At 72.4% G+C, this 25208-nt stretch carries 16 protein-coding genes; 7 read left to right on the top strand and 9 right to left on the bottom strand.

Annotated features, from left to right (window positions below; translation table 11 throughout):
- Positions 1-14 precede the first annotated feature (14 nt).
- On the bottom strand, positions 15-689 hold the full coding sequence (locus ACFUJY_RS20985; RefSeq protein WP_383301653.1) for a response regulator: 675 nt from the start codon (positions 687-689) through the stop codon (positions 15-17).
- Positions 686-2296 (bottom strand): ATP-binding protein, encoded by a 1611-nt coding sequence (locus tag ACFUJY_RS20980; RefSeq protein WP_383301651.1) that lies wholly within the window; start codon positions 2294-2296, stop codon positions 686-688. The genes ACFUJY_RS20985 and ACFUJY_RS20980 overlap by 4 nt, the downstream gene beginning before the upstream one ends.
- A gap of 136 nt (positions 2297-2432) precedes the next feature.
- Between ACFUJY_RS20980 and ACFUJY_RS20975 the strand changes: the two genes are divergently transcribed.
- From ACFUJY_RS20975 to trxA, 3 genes are read left to right on the top strand one after another with little or no spacing between them, the layout of a single operon-like run.
- The gene (locus ACFUJY_RS20975) at positions 2433-3803 is read left to right on the top strand and encodes a cation:dicarboxylate symporter family transporter (protein WP_383301688.1); all 1371 of its coding nucleotides are present in this window, start codon (positions 2433-2435) and stop codon (positions 3801-3803) included.
- Positions 3804-3845: 42 nt separating this feature from the next.
- Positions 3846-4250 carry a MerR family transcriptional regulator gene (locus ACFUJY_RS20970; RefSeq protein ID WP_018102570.1) on the top strand — a complete coding sequence of 135 codons (405 nt, stop codon included), beginning with the start codon at positions 3846-3848 and terminating at the stop codon, positions 4248-4250.
- Between the two features lie 3 nt (positions 4251-4253).
- A complete protein-coding gene (gene trxA / locus ACFUJY_RS20965; RefSeq protein ID WP_383301647.1) occupies positions 4254-4586 on the top strand; it encodes a thioredoxin in 333 nt (110 codons plus the stop codon).
- 46 nt (positions 4587-4632) lie between these two features.
- Here trxA and glgB read toward each other — a convergent pair whose 3' ends face one another.
- The 4 genes from glgB to ACFUJY_RS20945 form a co-directional block, all read right to left on the bottom strand.
- Complete coding sequence (gene glgB, locus ACFUJY_RS20960; RefSeq protein WP_383301645.1) at positions 4633-7044, bottom strand: 1,4-alpha-glucan branching enzyme; 2412 nt, start codon at positions 7042-7044, stop codon at positions 4633-4635.
- Between the two features lie 67 nt (positions 7045-7111).
- Positions 7112-8506, bottom strand: coding sequence for a maltokinase (locus ACFUJY_RS20955; protein ID WP_383301643.1), 1395 nt, complete (start codon positions 8504-8506; stop codon positions 7112-7114).
- Positions 8507-8733: 227 nt separating this feature from the next.
- On the bottom strand, positions 8734-10440 hold the full coding sequence (treS, locus tag ACFUJY_RS20950; RefSeq protein ID WP_383301641.1) for a maltose alpha-D-glucosyltransferase: 1707 nt from the start codon (positions 10438-10440) through the stop codon (positions 8734-8736).
- Complete coding sequence (locus ACFUJY_RS20945) at positions 10437-12470, bottom strand: maltotransferase domain-containing protein (RefSeq protein ID WP_383301639.1); 2034 nt, start codon at positions 12468-12470, stop codon at positions 10437-10439. Before ACFUJY_RS20945 ends, treS begins: the two co-directional genes overlap by 4 nt.
- Before the next feature lie 553 nt (positions 12471-13023).
- On the opposite strand from ACFUJY_RS20945, the gene glgP reads away from it, so the two are divergent.
- A complete protein-coding gene (gene glgP, locus ACFUJY_RS20940; RefSeq protein ID WP_383301636.1) occupies positions 13024-15627 on the top strand; it encodes an alpha-glucan family phosphorylase in 2604 nt (867 codons plus the stop codon).
- Between the two features lie 112 nt (positions 15628-15739).
- Here the strand turns inward: glgP and ACFUJY_RS20935 are convergent, their stop codons facing one another.
- From ACFUJY_RS20935 to ACFUJY_RS20925, 3 genes are all read right to left on the bottom strand, one after another.
- Positions 15740-17791, bottom strand: coding sequence for a M4 family metallopeptidase (locus tag ACFUJY_RS20935; RefSeq protein ID WP_383301634.1), 2052 nt, complete (start codon positions 17789-17791; stop codon positions 15740-15742).
- A 393-nt stretch (positions 17792-18184) separates the two neighbouring features.
- Complete coding sequence (locus ACFUJY_RS20930) at positions 18185-20065, bottom strand: ABC transporter ATP-binding protein (RefSeq protein ID WP_383301631.1); 1881 nt, start codon at positions 20063-20065, stop codon at positions 18185-18187.
- The gene (locus ACFUJY_RS20925; RefSeq protein ID WP_383301628.1) at positions 20062-22002 is read right to left on the bottom strand and encodes an ABC transporter ATP-binding protein; all 1941 of its coding nucleotides are present in this window, start codon (positions 22000-22002) and stop codon (positions 20062-20064) included. The genes ACFUJY_RS20930 and ACFUJY_RS20925 overlap by 4 nt, the downstream gene beginning before the upstream one ends.
- A gap of 162 nt (positions 22003-22164) precedes the next feature.
- Here ACFUJY_RS20925 and ACFUJY_RS20920 point away from each other — a divergent pair, with 162 nt between their 5' ends.
- Genes ACFUJY_RS20920 through ACFUJY_RS20910 form a run of 3 tightly spaced genes read left to right on the top strand, consistent with a single transcriptional unit; the run spans position 22165 to position 25199 of the window.
- Positions 22165-23130: an ABC transporter ATP-binding protein gene (locus ACFUJY_RS20920; RefSeq protein WP_383301626.1), complete on the top strand. Its 966-nt coding sequence runs from the start codon at positions 22165-22167 to the stop codon at positions 23128-23130.
- 1 nt (position 23131) lies between these two features.
- Positions 23132-23911, top strand: a complete 780-nt coding sequence (locus ACFUJY_RS20915) for an ABC transporter permease (RefSeq protein ID WP_383301623.1) — start codon at positions 23132-23134, stop codon at positions 23909-23911.
- A 34-nt stretch (positions 23912-23945) separates the two neighbouring features.
- Positions 23946-25199, top strand: a complete 1254-nt coding sequence (locus tag ACFUJY_RS20910; protein ID WP_383301620.1) for a sensor histidine kinase — start codon at positions 23946-23948, stop codon at positions 25197-25199.
- Positions 25200-25208: the final 9 nt, after the last annotated feature.

Genomic DNA, 25208 nt, shown 5'->3' with positions numbered 1-25208 from the left:
CCGGTCGCCCCGGATCAGCGTCCCTCCGGCCGCCACCGGTAGTGCAGCTCCGGCCGCCCCACCTGCCCGTACTGCGGACTGCGCACCGCCCGTCCCACCGTCACCAGGTGCTCCAGATAGCGGCGCGCGGTGATGCGCGAGATGCCCAGCGCCAGGCCGGCGGCCGAGGCCGTGAGACCGTCCGGGGCCGCCCGCAGCGCCCCGGTCACCGCCTCCAGGGTCGAACCGCTGAGACCCTTGGGCAGCCGGGCCGGCTCCGGGGCGCGCAGCGCGGCGAGCGCCCGGTCCACCTCGTCCTGCCCGCTCGCCTCACCGGCCGCCGCCCGGAAGTCCGCGTACCGCACGAGCCGGTCCCGCAGGGTGGCGAAGGTGAACGGCTTCAGCACGTACTGCACGACGCCCAGCGAGACGCCCTCCCGGACCACCGCCAGGTCGCGGGCCGAGGTCACCGCGATCACGTCCGCCGCGTGCCCGGCCGCCCGCAGCGAGCGCAGCAGCTGGAGCCCGTGCCCGTCGGGCAGATAGAGGTCGAGGAGCAGCAGGTCGACCGGGGTGCGCTCCAGCGCCCGTACGGCCTCGGCGCGCGAGTGCGCCACGGCGGCCACGGCGAAGCCCGGCACCCGGCCCACGTACAGCTGGTGCGCGTCCGCCGCGACCGGGTCGTCCTCGACGACCAGCACCTGGATCACGCCCGCACCCCCGCCGCCAGCGGCAGCCGTACGGTGAACTCCGCGCCCCCGTCGACGCCCTGCTCCAGCGCCACCGTCCCGCCTCCCCGGTGCGCCGCCTGCCGGACCAGGGCCAGGCCGAGGCCGCGCCCCGCGCCGTGCGTCGACCAGCCGGCCCGGAACACCTCGGCCGCGTCCGCCGGGTCGACCCCGGCTCCGTTGTCCGCGACCCGCAGCAGCAGTTCGCCCTCATCGGCGAGCGCGGTGACCGTGACCCGCCCGCGCCGGGCGGGAACGGCCCCCTCCTGGGTCACCGCGTCCACCGCGTTGTCGATCAGGTTGCCGAGGATGGTCACCAGATCGCGGGCGGGGAGCGAGGCGGGCAGCGCGCCGTCGTCGATGAGGCTGTCCTCCGCGAGCACCAGCTCCACGCCCCGCTCGTTCGCCTGGGCCGCCTTGCCGAGCAGCAGGGCCGCGAGCACCGGTTCGGCGACCGCGCCCACCACCCGGTCGGTGAGCGCCTGGGCCAGCTCCAGCTCGGCCGTGGCGAAGCCGACCGCCTCGTCCGCCCGGCCCAGCTCGATCAGCGAGACCACGGTGTGCAGCCGGTTCGCCGCCTCGTGCGCCTGGGAGCGCAGCGCCCGGGTGAAGCCGCGCTCCGAGTCCAGCTCCCCGGACAGCGCCTGGAGCTCGGTGTGGTCGCGCAGGGTCACCACGGTCCCGCGCCGTTCGCCGCCGACCACCGGACGGGTGTTCACGACGATGACCCGGTCCGCCGTCAGGTGCACCTCGTCCACCCGCTCCTCGGAGGCCAGCAGTGCCCCGGTCAGCGGGGCCGGCAGATCGAGGTCGGCGACCCGGCGGCCGACGATGCCCGGGGCCAGGCCGAGCAGTTCCCGGCCCGCGTCGTTGACCAGGGCGATCCGGCGCTGCCCGTCCAGCATCAGCAGCCCCTCGCGCACCGCGTGCAGGGTCGCCTCGTGGTAGTCGTGCATCCGGCTCAGCTCCGCCGCGTTCATCCCGTGCGTGTGCCGCCGCAGCCGGGCGTTGATCACGTACGTGCCGAGCCCGCCGAGCACCAGGGCCGCGCCGGCCGCCAGCGCCAGGGCGCCCAGCTGGGCCCGCACCTGCGAGGAGACCCGGTCCACCGTGATGCCCGCGCTGACCAGCCCGGTGATCCGGCCGCCGTCGCGGACCGGGGTGACGACCCGGATCGAGGGCCCGAGCGTGCCGGTGTACGTCTCCGAGAAGGTCTCCCCGCGCAGCGCCCGGGCGGTGTGCCCGAGGAAGGTCTCGCCGATCCGGTCGGCGTCCGGGTGCGTCCAGCGGACCCGGTCCGGGCTCATGATCGTGATGAAGGCGATCCCGGTGTCCTTGCGCACCCGCTCCGCGTACGGCTGGAGCGCGGCGGACGGGTCGTCGGTGCGGATCGCCTCCCGGACGGACGGTGATCCGGCCACCGAGAGGGCCACCGCCCGCGCCTGCCGGGCCGCCGTCTCCTCGGCCTGGCCGCGCCCGGAGACGTACGCGAAGAACGCGCACCCCGCCACGACGGCCGCCACCAGCACCACCTGCCACGCGAACAGCTGGCCGGCCAGGCTGCGCGGTCGGGTACGGGGGAAACGCATGCCCATCAGTGTGCCTGGCCGAAAACGTATGAACGAAATGACCGTAAGGGTGACCGCCGTCACAGCGGGCGGGATAGTCGCCGGGACCCCCGGCACGGGGGTGGGACGACGACGACCCGAGGAGACCCCCGTGGCAGTGAACGCCGCCGAAGCGGAACGCACCAAGCCGGACCGTACGAAGTACCTGTACATCGCCGTGATCGTGGCCGTCGGCCTCGGCATCCTCGTGGGCTTCGTCGCCCCGGACGCCGCCGTCGAGCTCAAGCCCATCGGCAGCGGGTTCGTGAACCTGATCAAGATGATGATCTCGCCGATCATCTTCTGCACCATCGTCCTGGGCGTCGGCTCGGTCCGCAAGGCCGCCAAGGTCGGGGCCGTCGGCGGCCTCGCGCTCGGCTACTTCCTGGTCATGTCGACGGTCGCCCTGGCCATCGGCCTGGTCGTCGGCAACATCCTGGAGCCCGGCTCCGGCCTCCACATCACCGACGCGGTCCGCGCCGCCGGTGAGAAGCAGGCCGAGGGGGCCGGCGAGTCCACCACGGACTTCCTGCTCGGCATCATCCCGACCACCCTGGTCTCCGCCTTCACCGAGGGCGAAGTCCTCCAGACCCTGCTGATCGCGCTGCTCGCGGGCTTCGCGCTGCAGGCCCTGGGCTCGGCCGGCGAGCCGGTGCTGCGCGGCATCGGGCACATCCAGCGCCTCGTCTTCCGCATCCTCGCCATGATCATGTGGGCGGCGCCCGTCGGCGCGTTCGGCGCGATGGCCGCGGTGGTCGGCGAGACCGGCGTGGACGCGCTGAAGTCCCTCGCGGTCATCATGATCGGCTTCTACATCACCTGCGCGCTCTTCGTGTTCGTGGTGCTCGGCGCGATCCTGCGCCTGGTCGCGGGGCTCAACATCTTCAAGCTGCTGAAGTACCTCGGCCGCGAGTTCCTGCTGATCCTGTCCACCTCCTCCTCGGAGTCGGCGCTGCCCCGGCTGATCGCGAAGATGGAGCACATGGGCGTCAGCAAGCCCGTCGTCGGCATCACCGTGCCGACCGGCTACTCCTTCAACCTGGACGGCACCGCGATCTACCTCACGATGGCGTCGCTGTTCATCGCCAACGCGACCGGCGACCCGCTGAGCATCGGCGAGCAGATCTCCCTGCTGGTCTTCATGGTCATCGCCTCCAAGGGCGCGGCGGGCGTCACCGGCGCCGGCCTCGCCACCCTCGCCGGCGGCCTCCAGTCGCACCGCCCCGAGCTGGTCGACGGCGTCGGCCTGATCGTCGGCATCGACCGCTTCATGAGCGAGGCCCGCGCCCTGACCAACTTCGCGGGCAACGCGGTCGCCACGGTCCTCGTCGGCACCTGGACCAAGGAGATCGACCGCGAACGGGTCGGCCAGGTGCTCTCCGGCGCGATTCCCTTCGACGAGAAGATGCTCGCCGACGAGGGCCCCGAGGAGCCGTACGTCCCCGAGGCCCGGGGCGGCGAGGAACAGCCCTCGCTCACCAAGGTCTGACGCCCTTGCCTTGACGTCGGCGTCAAGGATTACGTTCGCGGTATGCGAATCGGGGAGCTGGCCGAACGGGCCGGGACGACGACGCGGACGCTGCGCTACTACGAGTCGCGCGGGCTGCTGCCCGCACGGCGCGCGGTGAACGGCTACCGCACGTACGACGAGGGCGACCTCAGGCTGATCCAGCAGATCCGGACCCTCCAGGACTTCGGGTTCGACCTGGAGGAGACCCGGCCCTTCGTGGAGTGCCTGCGCGCCGGGCACCCCGCCGGGGACGCCTGCCCCGCCTCGCTCGCCGTCTACCGGCGCAAGCTCGGCGAGCTCGACCGGCTCATCGAGCAGCTGCGGGCCGTCCGCACGGAGGTGGGCGCCCAGCTGGCCCGCGCCGAGCTGGAGGCGTCCGCCGAACTGCCCGGCGGCCCCGAACCACGCTGCGAACTGGGAGGATGACAGATGATCCACGTAACGGGCGTCGACGAGCTCACCGACGACACCTTCGACACCGAGGTGCGGGGGGAGACCCGGCCCGTCCTGGTGGAGTTCACCGCCGACTGGTGCGGCCCCTGCCGCCAGCTCGCCCCGGTCCTGGGCGCCATCGCCGAGGAGGAGCGCGAACGGCTCCGCGTCGTCCAGATCGACGTCGACCGCAATCCGGGGACCAGCACCCGGTACGGCGTCCTCTCGATGCCGACCCTGATGGTGTTCCGGAACGGCGAACCGGTGAAGTCCATGGTCGGCGCCCGCCCGAAGCGGCGGCTCCTCCAGGAGCTGGAGGACGTCCTCTGAACCGCCCGAGGGGGCGGGGCCGCACCGGCCCCGCCCCCTCACCGCCTCACGCCGGCTTGAACCACACCGTCGCCAGCGGCGGCAGCGTCAGCGACACGCTCGACGGCCTGCCGTGCGACGGCACGTCCTCCGGCTTCAGCGGCTCCTCGTTGACCACACCGCCGCCCCCGTACCGGACCGCGTCCGTGTTCAGGACCTCGGCCCACTGCCGGGGGCCCTCCGGCACCCCGAGCCGGTAGTCGTGCCGGACCACCGGCGAGAAGTTGGAGACCGCCAGCAGCGGCGCGCCCTTCGCGTCGTGGCGCAGGAACGCGAACACGTTGTCCTCCGCCGCGCCCCCGTCCACCCAGGCGAACCCCTCCGGACGGGTGTCGCGCTGCCAGAGCGCGGGCGTCGCCCCGTACACCCGGTTGAGGTCGCCGACCAGCTCCCGCACCCCGCGGTGGTCGCCGGACGCCTCGTACGCGGGGTCCAGCAGCCACCAGTCCGGGCCGTGGCCCTCCGACCACTCCGCGCCCTGCGCGAACTCCTGGCCCATGAACAGCAGCTGCTTGCCCGGGTGGGCCCACATGAAGCCCAGGTAGGCCCGGTGGTTGGCGCGCTGCTGCCACCAGTCGCCCGGCATCTTGGAGACCAGCGCCTGCTTGCCGTGCACCACCTCGTCGTGCGAGATCGGCAGCACGTAGTTCTCGCTGTACGCGTACACCATCGAGAACGTCATCTCGTTGTGGTGGTACTTGCGGTGCACCGGCTCCTTGGAGACGTACACCAGCGAGTCGTGCATCCAGCCCATGTTCCACTTCAGCCCGAAGCCGAGCCCGCCGTGGTCGGTGGCCCGGGTCACGCCGTCCCAGGCCGTCGACTCCTCGGCGATGGTGACCACGCCGGGATTGCGCCGGTAGACCGTGGCGTTCATCTCCTGGAGGAAGGAGACCGCGTCCAGGTTCTCCCGCCCGCCGAACTCGTTCGGCGACCACTGGCCGTCCTCGCGCGAGTAGTCCAGGTAGAGCATGGACGCCACCGCGTCGACCCGCAGCCCGTCGATGTGGAACTGCTCGCACCAGTACGTGGCGTTGGCGACCAGGAAGTTGCGGACCTCGGTGCGCCCGTAGTCGAACTCCAGCGTCCCCCAGTCCGGATGCGCGGCCCGCCTCGGGTCGGAGTGCTCGTACAGCGGCCGGCCGTCGAACTCCGCGAGCGCCCAGTCGTCGCGCGGGAAGTGCGCCGGCACCCAGTCCATGATCACGCCGATCCCGGCCCGGTGCAGCGCGTCCACCAGGAAGCGGAAGTCGTCCGGCGAGCCCATCCGGGAGGTCGGCGCGTAGAACCCGGTGACCTGGTAGCCCCAGGACCCGCCGAAGGGGTGCTCGGAGACCGGCATCAGCTCGACGTGCGTGAAGCCCAGCTCCTTCACGTACGCGGGCAGCTGTTCGGCCAGCTGCCGGTACGAGAGACCGGGCCGCCAGGACGGCAGGTGCACCTCGTACACCGAGAACGGCGCCTCGTGCACCGGCACGTTCCCCCGGTTCGCCATCCACTCCTGGTCCTGCCACACGTGGTGCGCGGCCGTCACCACCGACGCGGTGGCGGGCGGCACCTCGGTGTGCCGGGCCATCGGGTCCGAGCGCGTCGTGTGCGAACCGTCGGGGCGGCAGATGTCGAACTTGTACAGCGCGCCCTCCCCGGTCCCCGGCAGGAACAGCTCCCACACCCCGGACGCGCCCAGCGACCGCATCGGGAAGCCCGTGCCGTCCCAGTAGTTGAAGTCACCGCACACCCGCACGCCCCGGGCGTTCGGCGCCCACACCGTGAACCGCGTCCCGGCCACGCCCTGGTGCTCCATCGGCCGCGCCCCGAGCGCGGTCCACAGCTCCTCGTGCCGGCCCTCGCGGATCAGGTGCAGATCCAGCTCCCCGAGCGCGGGCAGGAAGCGGTACGGGTCGTGGACCTCGATCTCGTTGTCGTCGTACGCCACCAGCAGCCGGTACTCCGGCACCGAAGGCAGCGGCAGCACCCCGGAGAACAGCCCGTCCCCGTCGCTGTGCAGCGGCGCCCGCAGCCCCTTCGCGAGGACCGTCACCGACCGGGCGAACGGGCGCAGCACCCGGATCTCCACCCCGTCGCCCACCTGGTGGGCGCCCAGCAGATCGTGCGGGGCGTGGTGCTCGCCGGCCAGCAGCCGGCCGCGGTCGGCGTCGTGCAGTGGGGCGGCCGGGCGCAGCTCCTGGCTGCCGGCGCTGCGGGGCTTGGGCGGCGCGGCGGCCTTCTTCGCGCGCTTCGCCGGGGCGGCGGCGGCCCCCGTCGCGGGGGTCTTCCTCGGGGCCCGCTTCTTCGCGGGCGGCCCGGCCGGCGGCGAGGCGAGGGTGGCGGCGATCGGTTCCTCGGCGAGCGGGAGCTCGGCGGCGGGCGTGACGGGGACGGCGGGCTCGGACTTGCGGGACGGCTTGCGGGCGGTCACGGGGACTGCCTCCTCGGAGGGTGTTGGCGGGGTGGGGCGGACGGGGCGGTACGGGGGAGGGGCCTCCTCAGCCGGCGGAGACCGAGGCCAGCCGGTGGATCGCGGCCATCGGGACCGGCAGCCAGTCGGGCCGGTGCCGGGCCTCGTACAGCACCTCGTACACCGCCTTGTCGGTCTCGTGGGCGCGCAGCAGTTCCGGTTCGGCGCGCGGGTCGGCGCCCGCCGCCTCGGCGTAACCGTCGCAGTAGGCGTCCCGGCAGCGGGCGGCCCACTCGGGCTTCCAGGGCCGGTGCGAGCGGGCCGCGTAGTCGAAGGAGCGCAGCATCCCGGCCACGTCGCGCACCGGGGGCTGCGGGCTGCGGCGCTCCGGGAGCGGCCGGGCCGGCTCGCCCTCGAAGTCGATCAGCGACCAGAAGCCGTCGGCGCCGCGCAGGGTCTGGCCGAGGTGGAGGTCGCCGTGCACCCGCTGGGCGGCCCAGCTGCGCCCCCGGTGCCCGAGCGCGGCGACCGCGTCGAAGGCGGTGCGCAGCCCGGGGACGTACGGGACCAGCTCCGGCACCGCGTGGGCGGCGGCCTCCAGGCGCTCCACCATGGCGGCGGCCAGCTCGTCGGTCTGGGCGCGGCGGAGCACCGGGGTCGGCAGGGCGGCGGCGAGCGCGGTGTGCACCTCGGCCGTCGCCCGGCCCAGCGCCCTCGCCTCGGCCAGGAAGTCGTGCCCGGTGGCGAGGGCGCGCAGGGCGAGCTGCCAGCCGTCCTGGGCACCGCGCAGGTAGGGCTGGAGCACCCCGAGCGTCAGCCGTTCCGGGGTCGCCGCCTCGAACCAGGCGACCGGCGCGGGGACCCGCCCGCACCCCTCGCGGGACAGGGCGAGCGGCAGTTCCAGGTCGGGGTTGGTGCCCGGGAAGACCCGGCGGAAGATCTTCAGGATGTACGCGTTGCCGTACACCACCGAGGAGTTGGACTGCTCGGTGTCCAGCACCCGGGGCGGCAGGTCCTGCGGGATCGGCTCCGCGCCCCGGTCGAAGCGGACCGCGCCGAGCCGGCCGGGGGTGCGCAATCGTTCCAGCAGCAGCGCGGCGAGGCGTGCGTCGTGCAGCCCGTCGTAGACCGCGAGCCCGGCCAGCGGCCCGTCGGGGACCCGGCCGATGGCGGCGGGCGCCAGGTGCTGGGGCAGCGTGGAGCGGACGCCGAGAAGCAACTGGTAGCAGTCCACGGGGGGCTGGGCGGGCATCGTGGGCTGGTGGACCCGCACCAGCAGGTGCAGGAGCCCCGGGGCGGCGCCGTCGCCGCCGTCCACCGGCAGTATCTCGGTGGCCGAGACGAGCGAGAAGGCGGTGATGGACCGTCCCTTGCCCGCGAACCACCGCTGCCGGGGCAGCCATTCGTGGAGCAGCGGTCCGAGAGACGGGATCAGGGCTGTGCTGTTCGCCAGGGTGACCTGAGCGGATGCAGCCTCCGACATGGCATCGCGTCCTTTCCCCGGGCACACCACAGGATGCGAAGAGTGTCCCGGATTGCGGCATTGGCTGTCCGGCTGTGCGGGACGTGTCGGGTCAGGATGATCCGTACGGACTCGACATGAGGGGATAGAAACGCCAGGAGCATCCAGGAAGGTTCCTGAACCACCCGGTATGGGTGCGGGTGCCCCGTGCGGGGCGGTGGCAACCGCCCCGCACGCGGCCTCGCGCGTCAGCTCGGCGGCGCGTCCTTGCGCAGCCGGAACCAGTAGAAGCCGTGTCCCGCGAGCGTCAGCAGGTAGGGCCACTGACCGACGGCGGGGAAGCGCACCCCGCCGATCAGCTCCACCGGATGACGTCCGTCGAAGGATCTGAGGTCGAGCTCCGTCGGCTGTGCGAACCGGGAGAAGTTGTGGACGCACAGCACGAGGTCGTCCCCGTGCTCACGGGTGAAGGCGAGCACGGCCGGGTTCGACGACGGCAGTTCGTTGTAGGTGCCGAGGCCGAACGCCGGGTTCTGCTTGCGGATCTCGATCATCCGCCGGGTCCAGTGCAGCAGCGAGGACGGGGAGGCCATGGACGCCTCGACGTTGGTGACCTGGTAGCCGTAGACCGGGTCCATGATCGTGGGGAGGTAGAGCCGCCCCGGATCGCTGGACGAGAACCCGGCGTTGCGGTCGGGCGTCCACTGCATCGGGGTGCGTACGGCGTCCCGGTCGCCCAGCCAGATGTTGTCGCCCATCCCGATCTCGTCCCCGTAGTAGAGGATCGGGGAGCCCGGCAGCGAGAGCAGCAGGGCGGTGAACAGCTCGATCTGGTTGCGGTCGTTGTCCAGCAGCGGCGCCAGCCGGCGGCGGATGCCGATGTTGGCCCGCATCCTCGGGTCCTTGGCGTACTCTGCGTACATGTAGTCGCGTTCTTCGTCCGTCACCATTTCGAGCGTCAGCTCGTCGTGGTTGCGCAGGAAGATGCCCCACTGGCAGTTGTCCGGGATCGCCGGGGTCTTCGCCAGGATTTCCGAGACCGGGTAGCGGCTCTCGCGCCGTACGGCCATGAAGATGCGCGGCATCACGGGGAAGTGGAACGCCATGTGGCACTCGTCCCCGCCGGACCCGTAGTCGCCGAAGTAGTCGACGACGTCCTCGGGCCACTGGTTGGCCTCGGCGAGGAGGACCGTGTCGGGGTAGTTCGCGTCGATCTCCTTGCGGACCCGCTTGAGGAAGTTGTGGGTCTCCGGCAGGTTCTCGCAGTTGGTGCCCTCGCGCTGGTAGAGGTACGGCACCGCGTCGACGCGGAAGCCGTCGATGCCCAGGTCCAGCCAGAAGCGGAGCGCGGAGATGATCTCCTCCTGCACCGCCGGGTTCTCGTAGTTGAGGTCGGGCTGGTGCGAGAAGAACCGGTGCCAGTAGTACTGCTTGCGCACCGGGTCGAAGGTCCAGTTGGACGTCTCGGTGTCCACGAAGATGATCCGGGCGTCCTGGAACTGCTTGTCGTCGTCGGCCCAGACGTAGTAGTCGCCGTACGGACCGTCGGGATCGGTCCGGGACTGCTGGAACCACTCGTGCTGGTCGCTCGTGTGGTTCATGACGAAGTCGATGATCACGCGCATGCCGCGCTGGTGCGCGGCGTCCACGAACTCCACGAAGTCGGCCAGGTCGCCGAACTCCGGCAGTACGGCGGTGTAGTCCGAGACGTCGTAACCGCCGTCGCGCAGGGGGGACTTGAAGAACGGCGGCAGCCAGAGGCAGTCGACCCCCAGCCACTGGAGGTAGTCGAGCTTGGCGGTGAGCCCCTTCAGGTCTCCGATGCCGTCGCCGTTGGAGTCCTGGAAGGACCGGACAAGCACCTCGTAGAAGACGGCACGCTTGAACCAGTCGGGATCGCGGTCCTTGGCCGGGGTGTCCTCGAACGTGTCGTGGACGGGCTCATTGACGATCATGGTGTGGGTGACCCTCCGGTCGGCGGGGACGGTCGCAGGACGGCGATGTGCGCGGGCGTCACGCCCGGCTCAAGGCGCACATAGAACGTCCTGCCCCAGTGATAGGAAGTGCCGGTGAGCTCGTCGCGCACCGGCACGCTCTCGTGCCGGTCGAGGCCGAGTTGCGGCATGTCCAACGAGACGGTCGCCTCCTGGGTGTGGTGCGGGTCGAGGTTGACGACCACCAGAAGGATGTTCGAACCGGAACGCTTGCTGTACGCGATGACCGCGTCGTTGTCCGACGCGTGGAAGTGCACGTCACGCAGCTGCTGCAGGGCCGGGTGGCGGCGCCTGATCCGGTTGAGCGAGGTGATGAGCGGGGCGAGCGAACGGCCCTCGCGCTCTGCGGCTTCCCAGTCCCTGGGCCGGATCTCGTACTTCTCCGAGTCGAGGTACTCCTCACTGCCGTGGTGGATCGGGGTGTTCTCGCACAGCTCGTACCCCGCGTACACCCCCCATGAAGGGGAGAGGGTCGCCGCGAGCACCGCCCTGGCCTCGAAGGCGGGCCGGCCGCCCTCCTGAAGGTATCCCGGAAGGATGTCGGGGGTGTTCACGAAGAAATTCGGCCGCATGAACGCGGCGGTCTCACCGGCCAGCTCGGTCACGTAATCCGTGATTTCCTGACGGGTGTTCCGCCAGGTGAAATACGTGTACGACTGCTGGAACCCGATGGCGGCGAGGGTGCGCATCATCGCCGGCCGGGTGAATGCCTCGGCGAGGAAGATCACATCGGGATCGGTGCGGTTGATCTCCGCGATGACCTTCTCCCAGAAGATGACCGGCTTGGTGTGCGGATTGTCGACGCGGAAGATCCGCACCCCCCGGGCCATCCAGAACCGCAGGATGCGTACGCTCTCCGCGACGATACCCGGAAGATCCTTGTCGAAGGCGATCGGATAGATGTCCTGGTATTTCTTCGGCGGATTCTCCGCGTACGCGATCGAACCGTCGGCCCGGTGCTGGAACCACTCGGGGTGCTTCTCCACCCACGGATGGTCCGGCGAGCACTGGAGGGCGAAATCCAGGGCCACTTCGAGACGCAGGTTGCGGGCCGTCTCCACGAAATGGACGAAGTCCTCCAGCGTGCCCAGATCCGGGTGCACCGCGTCGTGCCCGCCCTCCGCCGAACCGATCGCCCAGGGCACCCCCACATCGTGCGGGGCGGGGGTCAGCGAGTTGTTCGGGCCCTTGCGGTGCGTCGTGCCGATCGGGTGGACCGGCGGCAGGTAGACCACGTCGAAGCCCATCGCGGCGACCGCCGGAAGCCGCTCGGCCGCCGTCCGGAAGGTGCCGCTCACCAGCCGGGCCGGCTGCGGCTCGGCGGCCTTCGCGCCCCGGCCCTTGCGCGGCTTCGGGGTCTCGTACCTGGCGCCCTCGGAGCGCGGGAACATCTCGTACCAGGAGCCGTACAGCGCGCGCCGCCGCTCGACCACCAGCGGGTGCGGGCGGGAAGCGGTGACCAGTTCCCGCAGCGGGTGGCGGTCCAGCGCTTCGCGGGCCTCGGGCGCCAGGGCCGCCGCGAGGCGCGCCTCGGCCGGCCGGGACGCGTCGCGCAGCGCGTCCACCGCCGCCAGCACCGCCTCCCGGCCGTCGCGCTTCGGGACGCCCTCGGCGGCGCGCTCGTACAGCTCGGCGCCCTCGGCGAGGACCAGCGCGGTGTCGATGCCCGCCGGGATCTTGATCCCCGCCGCATGGCGCCAGGTGGCGACCGGGTCGCTCCACGCCTCCACCGTGTACGTCCAGCGGCCCTCGGAGTCCGGGGTGACCTCGGCGCCCCAGCGGTCGGTGCCCGGCGCCAGCTCGCGCATCGGCGTCCAGGGGCCCGGGCGCCCGCTCGGGCTGTGCAGCACCACATTGGCGGCCACCGCGTCGTGGCCCTCGCGGAAGACGGTCGCGGTGACCTGGAAGGTCTCACCGGCAACGGCCTTGGCGGGCCTTCTGCCGCAGTCGACGAGCGGATGGACGTCGAGAACGGGAATGCGACCGATCATGGAATCACCTGGGGGCTGGAGCTCGGACTCGGAAAAGTGGGCAGCGTGCGCCGAAGGCTGAACGCGCGCGCCGCGAAGATGGGGTTGCGTCCTTTCTAGCCGCTCCGTGGATGACTGGTGGGGTGTGGGCATGGCCGCTCCTGTGCGCGTTCACTCGAATGGCAGTCCAAACAGGTCGTATACGAACCGGGGGCCGATCACCGGTGGCCGGGGAATGAATCACGCGAGTGTCGAGAAGCTTTTCCCCGCATCGGGGTGGGCCAATCCGGTGATATGTCGTCTGCTCGGGCGTACGGGGGACGTGGGAATGGGCGCCACCCGGCAGCTTTCCCTGTGCCGCGAAGGCCCACAAGACCGAATGAGGAGAAGGAATCGGCCATAACGCCTGGGGCGTACGGGTCCGGTGACCCCTCATGGGACCGGGGAGGCGTACGGGGAAAGAGCGCGCCGCGTCGGGCGCGCCGGGGACACGGCCACCGCCGAGGGTGACGGAGCGGCGCACATGGAGGTGCGTCCCGCTCCGATCGGTACGTCCCCTGTAAAGGTGGAACACGTGAAGGCCATTCGTCGATTCACCGTGCGTCCCGTCCTTCCGGACTCCCTCCAACCCCTCAGCGACCTGGCGCGGAACCTGCGCTGGTCCTGGCACACCGAGACCCGCGAACTCTTCCGGGCCGTCGACCCGGCGGCCGGCTCCGAGGCGGAGTGCGACCCCGTACGCCTGCTCGGCTCCGTATCCGCGGGGCGGCTCGCCGAGCTGGCCCGGGACGAAGCGTTCCTGCACCGGCTCGCCGAGGCGTCCGCCGACCTCCGCGGGTACCTCCAGGGCCCCCGCTGGTACCAGGAGCGGCGCGAGCAGGACGACGCGCTCCCGGCCGCCATCGCCTACTTCTCCCCCGAATTCGGGGTGACCGCCGCCCTGCCCCAGTACTCCGGCGGGCTCGGCATCCTCGCCGGGGACCACCTCAAGGCCGCCAGCGACCTGGGCGTGCCCCTCATCGGCGTCGGGCTGCTCTACCGCCACGGCTACTTCCGCCAGAGCCTGTCCCGGGACGGCTGGCAGCAGGAGCACTACCCCGTCCTGGACCCGAACGAGCTGCCGCTCACCCTGATCCGCGAGGCCGACGGCACCCCGAGCCAGGTCGTCCTGGACCTGCCCGGCGGCCGGTCCCTGCACGCCCAGATCTGGCAGGCCCACGTCGGCCGGGTCCCCCTGCTCATGCTCGACTCCGACGTCGAGGAGAACCTCCCCGGGGAACGCGAGGTCACCGACCGGCTGTACGGCGGCGGCAGCGAGCACCGGCTGCTCCAGGAGATGCTGCTGGGCATCGGCGGCGTCCGCGCCGTGCGCGCGTACTGCCGGCTGACCGGCCACGCCGCCCCGGAGGTCTTCCACACCAACGAGGGCCACGCCGGCTTCCTCGGCCTGGAACGCATCCGGGAACTCGCCACGGAGGGGCTGGGCTTCGACGCCTCGGTGGAGTCCGTACGGGCCGGCACCGTCTTCACCACCCACACCCCGGTACCGGCCGGAATCGACCGGTTCGACCGCGAGCTCGTCGCCCGCCACTTCGGCGAGGACGGCGAACTGCCCGGGGTCCCCGCCGAACGCGTCCTGGAACTCGGCACCGAGACCTACCCCGGCGGCGACCCGGGCGTCTTCAACATGGCGGTCATGGGGCTGCGGCTCGCCCAGCGCGCCAACGGCGTCTCCACGCTGCACGGCGCGGTCAGCCGGGAGATGTTCGCCGGGCTCTGGCCGGGCTTCGACGCGCCGGAGGTGCCGATCACCTCCGTCACCAACGGCGTCCACGCACCGACCTGGGTCGCCCCCGAGGTCTACCGGCTGCGCGCCGAGTCGGGCTCCGCCCCCGGCCGCTGGGACTCCGTCGCGGACATCCCGGCCCGCCGGCTCTGGGACCTGCGCCGCACCCTGCGCGAACAGCTGGTGGCCGAGGTCCGGCAGCGGCTGCGCGCCTCCTGGCGCCACCGGGGCGCCCAGCCCGCCGAGCTCGGCTGGATCGACGGGGTGCTCGACCCGGACGTCCTCACCATCGGCTTCGCCCGCCGCGTCCCCTCGTACAAGCGGCTGACGCTGATGCTGCGCGACCGGGACCGGCTGCGGGCGCTGCTGCTGCACCCGGAGCGGCCGGTCCAGATCGTCGTCGCGGGCAAGGCGCACCCGGCCGACGACGGCGGGAAGCGGCTGGTCCAGGAGCTGGTGAGGTTCGCCGACGATCCCCGGGTCCGGCACCGCATCGTCTTCCTGCCCGATTACGGGATGGCGATGGCCCAGAAGCTCTACCCGGGCTGCGACGTCTGGCTGAACAACCCGCTGCGCCCGCTGGAGGCGTGCGGCACGAGCGGGATGAAGGCCGCGCTGAACGGCTGTCTCAACCTGTCCGTGCTGGACGGCTGGTGGGACGAGTGGTTCGAGCCGGACTTCGGCTGGGCGATCCCGACGGCCGAGGGCAGCGCGCTGGACGAGGACCGGCGCGACGACCTGGAGGCGGGCGCCCTGTACGAGCTGATCGAGGACCGGGTCGCCCCGCACTTCTACGAGCGCGGGGACGAGGGGCTGCCCGGCCGCTGGACCGAAATGGTCCGCCGCACCATGGGCTCCCTGGGCCCCAAGGTGCTCGCCGACCGCATGGTCACGGAGTACGTCGAGCGGCTGTACGCCCCCGCCGCGCTCGCCCAGCGCTCGATGGACCTCCCCCGGGCGCGGGAGCTGGCGGGCTGGAAGGCGAAGGTCCGGGCCGCCTGGCCGAGGGTGGCCGTCGACCATGTGGAGGCGGTGACGCCGACCGCCTCGGGTGCGACGGCGGAGCTGGGGTCCACGCTGGCGCTGCGGGTCCGGGTGTCGCTGGGCGCGCTGGCGCCGGACGACGTGGAGGTGCAGGCGGTGGCGGGGCGGGTCGACTCGGCCGACGCGATCTCCGAGGCCCAGGTCTTCCCGCTGAAGCCGGCGGGCGGCCAGGACCTGGAGGGCCACTGGCTGTACGAGGGCCCGCTCGCCCTGGACCGCACGGGCCCGTACGGCTACACCGTGCGCGTGCTGCCCGCGCACCGGCTGCTGGCCGGCGGTGCCGAACTCGGCCTGGTCGCGCAGCCGACCGGGGCCACCGGTGAGGGCGGCGGCGTGCTGCTGCGCTGACCCCGGCCCGGCATGCCGGAACCGCCCGGGGGACGTGCTCCTCCCGGGCGGTTCCGTGTTCAGAGGCGGGTCATGCGGTGACCCGCGCGGTGGGGGGTGGCGCCGAAGGGGCTCAGAAGGTCAGCTTGAAGCTGTTGATCTTCCCGGTGTCCCCGCGGTAGACGTCCTGGACCCGCAGCCGCCAGGTGCCGTTGGCCGTCTCGGACGAGGCGTTGACGGTGTACGTCGCCTTGACGTTGTCCGCCGAGTCGTAGATCGAGGAGTTCTTCAGGCGGTAAGTGGAGCCGTCCGGGGCGACGAGGTCGATGACCAGGTCACCGCGGTAGGTGTGGGTGATGTCCACGCCGACCTGCAGGGCGCTGGGTGCCTTGCCGGAGCGGCCGGAGACGGTGACCGCGCTGGTGACGGCCGAGCCGCCGTCCGGGATGGACACGGCGCTGTTGTTCTCGAAGACCGTGCCGTCACCCGGCTCGGTCGGGTCGGTGCCGCCGGAGCGCTCACCGACGTTGATCCCGGCCCAGGCGTCCTGGACGGCCTTGTACTCGGCGCTGCTCGTGCCGTACAGCTCACCGGCCACCGCGAGCGTCCCGGTGCGGGCCCCCGCGTAGTTGGTGGTGGAGGTGAACTTCGTGGTGAGCGCCTTGAACCAGATCTGCTCCGCCTTCGCGCGGCCTATGCCGGTCACCGGCAGGCCGTCGGAGGTGGGGGAGTTGTAGCTGACGCCGTTGATGGTCTTCGCGCCGCTGCCCTCGGACAGCAGGTAGAAGAAGTGGTTGGCCGGGCCCGACGAGTAGTGCACGTCGATGTTGCCGATGCCCGAGTACCAGGAGTCCTTGGACGCCCCGTCGCGGCTCGGCTTGTCCTGGTAGCGCAGCGGCGTGCCGTCGCCGTTGATGTCGATCTTCTCGCCGATCAGGTAGTCACCCGGGTCGGCGGCGGTGTTGGAGTAGAACTCGACGGCGGTGGCGAAGATGTCGCTGGTCGCCTCGTTCAGGCCGCCGGACTCGCCGCTGTAGTTGAGGCCGGCCGTGTTCGAGGTGACGCCGTGGCTCATCTCGTGGGCGGCCACGTCCAGCGAGGTCAGCGGGTTGGCGTTGCCGCTGCCGTCGCCGTACGTCATGCAGAAGCAGCTGTCGTCCCAGAAGGCGTTCACGTAGTTGTTGCCGTAGTGGACGCGGGAGTACGCGCCGACGCCGTCGCCCCGGATGCCGGTGCGGCCGTGGACGTTCTTGTAGTAGTCCCAGGTCTCGGCCGCGCCGTAGTGGGCGTCCGCCGCCGCGGTCTCCGCGTTCGAGGCGCTGCCGTTGCCCCAGACGTCGTCGGAGCCGGAGAAGAGGGTGCCCTTGCCGGACGTGCCGTGGTTCAGGTTGTACGTCTTGTGGCTGCCGCGCGCGGTGTCGGTCAGGTTGTACGAGCCGGAGGACCCGGAGGTCCCCAGGGTGACCTGGCCGCTGTACTCGGTGTTGCCGACGCCGTTCTCGATGGCCTGCCACTCGTAGAGCTTCGCTCCGGAGGAGGCGTCCGTGATGACGTGCAGCGCGTTCGGGGTGCCGTCCTCCTGGAGGCCGCCGACCACGGTCTCGTAGGCCAGCTGCGGGGTCCCGGAGGCCATCCAGACGACCTTGCGGGGCGCCTTGTCGGCCTCGGCCCGGTCCGAGCCGGCCGCCTTGGCGGCGCCGAGCGCCTGCTTGGTGGCGGCCGACGGGGCGATGTCCGCCACGGTGTCGACGGCCTTCAGCTGGGCGGCGGTGGCGCGGGACGCCTTGACGACGCTCTCGGTCGCGCCGGCCTTGGACTCCTGGACGACCAGGTCGCCGCCGAGGACCGGGAGGCCGTCGAAGGTGCGCTCGTAACGGGTGTGCGTGGTGCCGTCGTTGTCCTGGATGACGTCGCGGACGACGAGCTTCTCCTGGGACCCGAGGCCGAGCTTCTTCGCCGTGGCCGCCCGGCTCGCGGTGGCCTCGCGGATCAGCTCGGCGCGCTGCGAGGGGGAGAGCTGCTTGGCCAGGGCGCCGGGGTTCGCCTGGGCGGCACTGGCGCTCCTGGCGGTGCCGTTGTCCGGGGCGGCGGAGGCCGTTCCGGTCTGGGTGCCGACGGCTATGAGGGCGGCTGCGGCTATGAGAGCGCCGGTCGCGGTGGCACGACGGCTGTGCGTGGATCTCACGCGGACTCCTTCTGCGAGGGGGGTACCGGCGGCTGGGTGAGCCGTCCGGGCAGAGCAAGCAGAGCGCGGAACGGGGTGAAGAGTGTCAGGAGTCGGCCATCTCTGTCAGGACCGCGTCAACAACTTGGCCGGAATTCGTTCGTTGCCGGAAGATGCGTGTTCGTTAAGCGGACGTTTCGCGGAGCTTCACGCGGCGGTTCCACGGGGGCCGTCGAGTGCCCTGGCGCGCCGAAAGCGCAGGGCGCGAGAGGGTTGCGGGCGGACGGGCGGAGTGCGACGCGAATGTGAACAAGCGGAAAGTTCCCACCTGACGAGACGGTAACGAGGTGTGGCGCGATCTGGCTGTCCGCCTTCGTGCGATATCGGGCGGACAGCCGGGGCGTCACCGGGCCGTCAGGCCAGGCTCTCCCGCCAGGCGCGGTGCAGACCGGCGAACCGGCCCGTGCCCGCGACGAGCTCGGACGGTGCGCCGTCCTCCACGATCCGCCCCCGCTCCATCACGAGCACCCGGTCCGCCACCTCCACGGTCGAGAGCCGGTGCGCGATCACCACCGCGGTGCGGCCGTGCAGCACCGTGTCCATCGCCTGCTGCACCGCGCGCTCACCGGGGATGTCCAGCGAACTGGTCGCCTCGTCGAGGATGAGCACCGCCGGGTCGGCCAGCAGCGCCCGGGCGAACGCCACCAGCTGCCGCTGCCCCGCCGAGATCCGGCCGCCCCGCTTGCGCACGTCGGTGTCGTAGCCGTCGGGCAGCCCGGTGATGAAGTCATGGGCGCCGATCGCCTTCGCGGCCCGCTCGATCTCCTCCCGGCCCGCCGCCGGGCGGCCGATCGCGATGTTCTCCGCGACCGTCCCGGAGAACAGGAACGCCTCCTGGGTCACCATCACCACCCCGCGCCGCAGCTCGGGGGTGGCCAGGTCGCGCAGGTCGGTGCCGTCCAGCAGGACCCGGCCCGCGCTCGGGTCGTAGAACCGGGCGAGCAGCTTGGCGAGCGTCGACTTGCCGGCCCCCGTGGAGCCGACCACGGCCACCGTCTGCCCCGCCGGGATCGTCAGGTCGAACCGGGGCAGCACCTCGCCGCCCGTCCGGTATCCGAAGCTCACCCCGTCGAAGACCACCTCGCGGCCGGGCAGGTCCCCGGCCCTGGCCGGCAACTCACGGGGCTCCAGGGCCTCCGGGACCGTCGGCGCCTGCGCCAGCAGCCCGGCGATCTTCGCCAGCGAGGCGGCCGCGGACTCGAAGGAGTTGAGGAACATGCTGAGCCGGTCGATCGGGTCGTACAGCCGCCGCAGATAGAGCACCACCGCGGCCAGCACCCCCAGCGCGAGACCGCCGTCCGCCACGCGGTACGCGCCCCACAGCACGATTCCGGCCACCGCGGTGTTCGCGACGAGCCGCGAGCCGACGACGTAACGCGCGTTCTCCAGCATCGCGTCGCCGTTGGCGGTCCGGTGACGCGTGTTCAGCTCCTGGAAGGCCGCGTCGTTGATCCGTTCTCGGCGGAACGCCTGGACGGGCCGGATGCCGTTCATGGTCTCCGCGAACTTCACGACGACCGACGCGATCGCCGTCGAACGGCCCGCGAAGATCACCGAGGACCGCTTCCGGTACAGCCGCACCAGCAGATACAGCGGCAGGAAGGACGCCACCGCCGCCGCGCCCGTCGCCAGGTCCAGCCAGAGCAGCACCACGGCGATGGACGCGAACGACAGGACGATGTGGATCAGCTCCTGGAGCCCTTCCTCCAGCAGCTCCCGCAGCGACTCCAGATCGGTCGTGGACCGGGAGATCAGCCGGCCCGAGGTGTACCGCTCGTGGAAGTCCACGCTCAGCGCCTGCGCATGGCGGAAGATCCGGCCGCGCAGGTCGAGCAGGACGTCCTGGCTGACCCGCGCGGACAGCTGGATGAACGCGTACTGCAGGGCGCCCGAGACCACCGAGCAGAGGGCGTAGCCCAGCGCCACGGCGATCAGCGGCCCGTAGTCGTCGTCGCGGAAGGCGGGCACCCCGCTGTCGATGGCGTATGCGACCAGCAGCGGTCCGGCCTGCACCGCCGCCTGCTGCAACAGGATGGCCAGGGCGGACGCGGCCACCCGTCCCCGCATCGGCCGCAGCAACGAGGCGAGCAGCTGCCCGGTGGCACCGCGCGGCGTGGGCAGGTCGTCGCGGTCGAAGGGGTCCCCGGCCGCCGCGTCCGGGGCGGACGCCTGCTGCTCCTCCGCGCCGCCGGAGCCGGCGGGCTCGGCGGGCCGTCCGGTCGTCGTGCTGGTCATCGGGTGCTGCCCTCCTCGGCAGGGGCCTTCGCGCCCAGGGGTTCGGTGAGGTCGGTGTCGGGGGTGGGCCGCGCCTGCGCACCGGGCTCCGGTACGGGCTTCGCCTCCGGTACGGGCCGCGCCCGCGCACCGGGCTCCGTGCCCGCGCCGCCCTCCGCCCCGGCGTCGTCCGACGCCCCCGCGCCCGACATCAGCCAGGCGTACTCGGCGTTGGTGCGCAGGAGTTCCTGATGGGTGCCGACCGCGCTGATCCGGCCCCCGGACAGCAGCGCCACCCGGTCCGCGAGCATCACGGTCGACGGCCGGTGCGCGACCACCACCGCCGTGGTCTCCGCCAGGACCTGCCGGAGCGCCGCCTCCACCAGGGCCTCCGTGTGCACGTCGAGCGCGGAGAGCGGGTCGTCGAGGACCAGGAAGCGCGGCCGGCCCACCACCGCGCGGGCCAGGGCGAGGCGCTGGCGCTGGCCGCCGGACAGGCTCAGGCCCTGCTCGCCGACCTCCGTGCCGGCACCCTGCGGCAACGCGTGGACGAAGTCGGCCTGGGCGACCGAGAGCGCCCGCAGCAGCTCCTCCTCGCCGGCCCCCTCGGCACCCATCAGCACGTTCTCCCCGACGCTGGCCGAGAAGAGCGTCGGCTCCTCGAACGCCACCGACACCAGCTCCCGCAGCCGGGCGCGCGGCATGGCCGTGATGTCCTCGCCGTCCAGGGTGATCCGCCCCGCGGTCGCCTCGTACAGCCGGGGCACCAGTGAGGTGAGCGTGGTCTTGCCGGAGCCGGTGGCGCCGACCAGGGCCATGGTCTCGCCCGGCCGGACGTGCAGGTCGACGCGGTCGAGCACGGGCGCCGAGCCCTCCTCCGCGTCGGGATAGCGGAACCCGACGCCCTCGAAGACCATGCCGCCCGCCTCCCGGGCCACGGGCGCCGCCGCCCGGCCGGTGTCCTCCTCCTCGGCGGCGTCCATCACCTCGAAGTACCGTTCGGTCGCCGTCGCCGCCTCCTGGCTCATCGCCAGCAGGAAGCCGATCGACTCGACCGGCCAGCGCAGCGCGAGGGCGGTGGAGAGGAACGCGACCAGGGTGCCCGCCGACAGACCGCCGTCGGCGACCTGGATCGTGCCGAACACCAGGGCGGCCCCGATGGCGAGTTCGGGGAGGGTGGTGATCAGGGTCCAGATCCGCGCGAGCAGCCGGGCCTTGCCCAGCTCCGTGGTGCGCAGCTTCCCGGCGAGCGCCCGGAAGGCGTCGGACTGGCTGCGGTGGCGGCCGAAGCCCTTGATGATGCGGATGCCGAGCACGCTCTCCTCGACCACGGTGGTCAGGTCGCCGACCTGGTCCTGGGCGCGGCGCGCGACCGCGGCGTACTTCGCCTCGAAGGCCGAGCAGATGATCACGAGCGGGACGACGGGGGCGAGCAGCACCAGGCCGAGCGTCCACTCCTGGAACAGCAGCACCACGAAACCGACGAGGATCGTGGTCGCGTTGACCAGCAGGAAGGTCAGCGGGAAGGCCAGGAACATCCGGACCATCATCAGATCCGTCGTCCCGCGCGAGAGCAACTGCCCCGAGGGCCAGCGGTCGTGGAAGGCCACGGGCAGCCGCTGAAGGTGCCGGTAGAGCTCCGCCCGCATCGACGCCTCGACCCCGGCCAGCGGACGCGCCACCATCCACCGGCGCACCCCGAACAGCACCGCCTCGGCGATGCCCAGGAGCAGCAGGTACAGCGCGCCGAGCCACACCCCGCCCGGGTCCGAGTCCGCGACCGGGCCGTCCACGATCCACTTCAGGACGAGCGGGATCACCAGGCCCAGACAGGAGGCGACGACCGCCACCAGAGCGGCCCCGAAGAGCCGTGCCCGTACCGGCTTCACGTACGGCCACAGCCGCAGCAGCGAGCGGACGGCCGACCGGTCCTTGGGTTCTACATGTTCCTGGCGCATCAGGGAGGAGCCTACGGTCCGTCCGGATATCGGTCCTGCGGTTTTATCCCGCCACCGGACGCACCGGCGGATGGTCGTAGCGGGTATCAACCGATCGGCGGATACCGGTTCGAGCGCGATGGCCGATACCGGCGCGGGCCCGCCGGGCGGATGCTCGGTGCCATGGCAGTCATCGAAGCGAACGGGGTGCGCAAGTCCTACGCCGGCCGCCCCGTGGTCGACGGGGTCACCTTCTCCGTCGAAGAGGGGGAGATCTTCGGGATTCTCGGCCCCAACGGCGCGGGCAAGACCACCACCGTCGAGTGCGTCGCGGGCCTGCGGGTCCCCGACGCGGGCACCGTCCGGGTCGCCGGGCTCGACCCGGTCGCCGACCGCGACCGGGTGACCGGGCTGCTCGGCGCCCAGCTCCAGGAGAGCGAACTCCAGACCAAGATCACCGTGCGCGAGGCCCTGGACCTGTACAGCGCCTTCTACCTCCGGCCCGCCGACTGGCGCCCGCTCGCCGAACGGCTCGGCCTGAACGGCAAGCTCGACACCCGCTTCCACCGGCTCTCCGGCGGTCAGAAGCAGCGGCTGTCCATCGCGCTCGCCCTCGTCGGCCGGCCCCGCGTCGTCATCCTCGACGAGCTGACCACCGGCCTCGACCCGCGGGCCCGGCGCGACACCTGGCAGCTGATCCAGGACGTGCGCGACGGCGGCGTCACCGTCGTGCTCGTCACCCACTTCATGGAGGAGGCCCAGCGCCTCTGCGACCGCATCGCCGTCATCGACAAGGGCCGCGTCGTCGCGCTCGACACCCCGGCCGGGCTCGTCGCCGGCGCCGACGGCTCCACCGTCATCTCCTTCACGCCCTCCGCACCGCTGCCCGACGCCGAACTCGCCGGGCTCCCCGGCGCGGTGTCGTACGAGACCGAGGGCGGCCGGATCGTCATCAACGGCACCGACGAGACCGTCAACGCCGTGATCTCGCTGCTGGCCCGGCTCCGCGTCACCGCGCACCGCCTGCGCGTCTCCGAGACCACCCTGGACGACGCCTTCCTCGGGCTCACCGAGCAGCCGGACCGCACGGAGGACCCCCACCGCACCGGCCCCGCCGACGGGCCCGGCCTCACAGAACGGGCAGCCTGAGATGGCCCTCGCACCCACCGCCGCGTCCCGCACCGCCGTGCCGGGCGCGACGCTCGCCGTCCTCAAGGCGGAGACCCGGCTCTTCCTGCGCGAACCCGGCAGCCTGTTCTGGATCGTCGTCTTCCCGACCGTGCTCCTGGCGATCCTCGGCTTCGTCCCCTCCTTCCGGGAGCACGACGACGCCCTCGGCGGCCGGCGCGTCATCGATCTGTACGTCCCCGTCGCGGTGCTGCTCGCCCTGATCATGTCCGGGCTCCAGGCCATGCCGCCCGTCCTCACCGGCTACCGCGAACGCGGCATCCTGCGCCGTATGTCCACCACACCGGTGCGGCCCTCGGCGCTGCTCGGCGCCCAGATCGCGCTGCACGGCGCCGCCGCGCTCGTCTCCGCCCTGCTGGTCGTGGCCGTCGGCCGGACCGCCTACGGAGTGCGGCTGCCGGAGCAGCCGTCCGGCTATCTGCTGGCGCTGCTGCTCGCGGTCGTCTGCGTCCTCGCCATCGGCTCGCTGATCTGCGCCCTGTCCCGTACGACGAAGATCGCCGCCACCGTGGGCTCGCTGGTCTACTTCGCCATGATGTTCACGGCGGGCGTCTGGGTCCCCGTCCAGGCCATGCCCGACGCGCTGCGCCGCATCGTCCAGGCCACCCCCTTCGGCGCCGCGTCCCAGGCCCTGGACCAGGCCGCCCGGGGAGACTGGCCGGCCTGGGGCTACCTCGGCGCGGTCGCTGCCTGGGCCCTCGCGGCGGGGTGGACCGCGATCCGCACGTTCCGGTGGCAGTAGAGGGCGGCCGGGGGCGCTTGGGAGACTGGCGGCCATGCGCGCACAGGTGACGACGGCCGAGCAGTGGTGGGGGCGGTTCTTCCGGTACGGCCCGTACGGGCTGCTCGGCCTGGCCACCGTCGTCTCGGCCGTCTCCCGGAACCTCGTCATGTCCCCGGCCGACGAGCGCGCCGCCCTGGTGCTCCTCCCGGCGGCGCTCGTCCTCCAGCTGTGGTGGTCCCGCACCCCGCCGGGCGCCGGCCCGGCGGCCGGGGTCTGCTACTTCACCGCCCGCACCCTGCTGGCCCTCGGGCTCACCTGGTGCAACCCCTTCTTCTCCATCTACGCGGTGGTCGGCTACTTCGACGCCGCCCGGGTCCTCCCGCAGCGCGCCATCCGGCCCGGCCTGCTCGCGGTCGCCGTTATCATGGCCGGCGCGCAGAGCGGCAGCCCCCTCCCGCCCGCCACGTTGAGGAACTGGATCGTCTTCGGCGTCGTCCTCGCCGTGCACGCCACACTCACCATGGTCTTCGCCCAGATCGGCGACCGGGAGGCCGAGCAGGACCGGGCCCGCACCAGGACCATCACCGCCCTGGAGACCGCCAACGCCCGCCTGGAACAGGCCCTCGCGGAGAACGCCGGACTGCACGCCCAACTCCTCGTCCAGGCCCGCGAGGCCGGGGTGGCCGACGAGCGGAGCCGGCTGGCCGCCGAGATCCACGACACCATCGCCCAAGGACTCACCGGCATCATCGCCCAGCTCCAGGCCGCCACCTCCACCGCCGACACCGACCCGGACCTCGCCCGCGAACACCTCGTCCGGGCCGCCGCCCTGGCCCGGCACAGCCTCGGCGAGGCCCGCCGCTCCGTGCACAACCTGCTCCCCGCGGCCCTGGAACACGACGACCTGCCCGGCGCGCTCCGGAAGACCGTCGCCACCTGGTCCCGGCGGACCGGGGTGCGCGCCGAGTTCACCGTCACCGGCACCGTGGCCCCCCTGCACGACGAGGTCGGCGCCACCCTGCTCCGTATCGCCGAGGAGGCCCTGGCCAACGCCGGCCGGCACGCCGAGGCGTCCCGCGCCGGGGTCACCCTGTCGTACATGGGCGACGAGATCACGCTCGACGTCCGCGACGACGGCCGCGGCTTCGACCCGGCCGCGCTGCCCCCGTACCGGGGAGCCGGCGGATTCGGCCTCGGCGGCATGCGCTCGCGCGCCGAACGCATCGCGGGCACCGTCGAGGTGGAGACCGGACCGGGCCTCGGTACGGCGGTCAGCGCCCGCGTCCCGCTCGTGCCGCACGGCTGACCCGGTCCG

Origin of the sequence: Streptomyces sp. NPDC057249 (assembly GCF_042669245.1) — a bacterium.
Lineage (GTDB): Bacteria > Actinomycetota > Actinomycetes > Streptomycetales > Streptomycetaceae > Streptomyces.
This window is presented reverse-complemented; position numbering and strand designations above follow the sequence as displayed.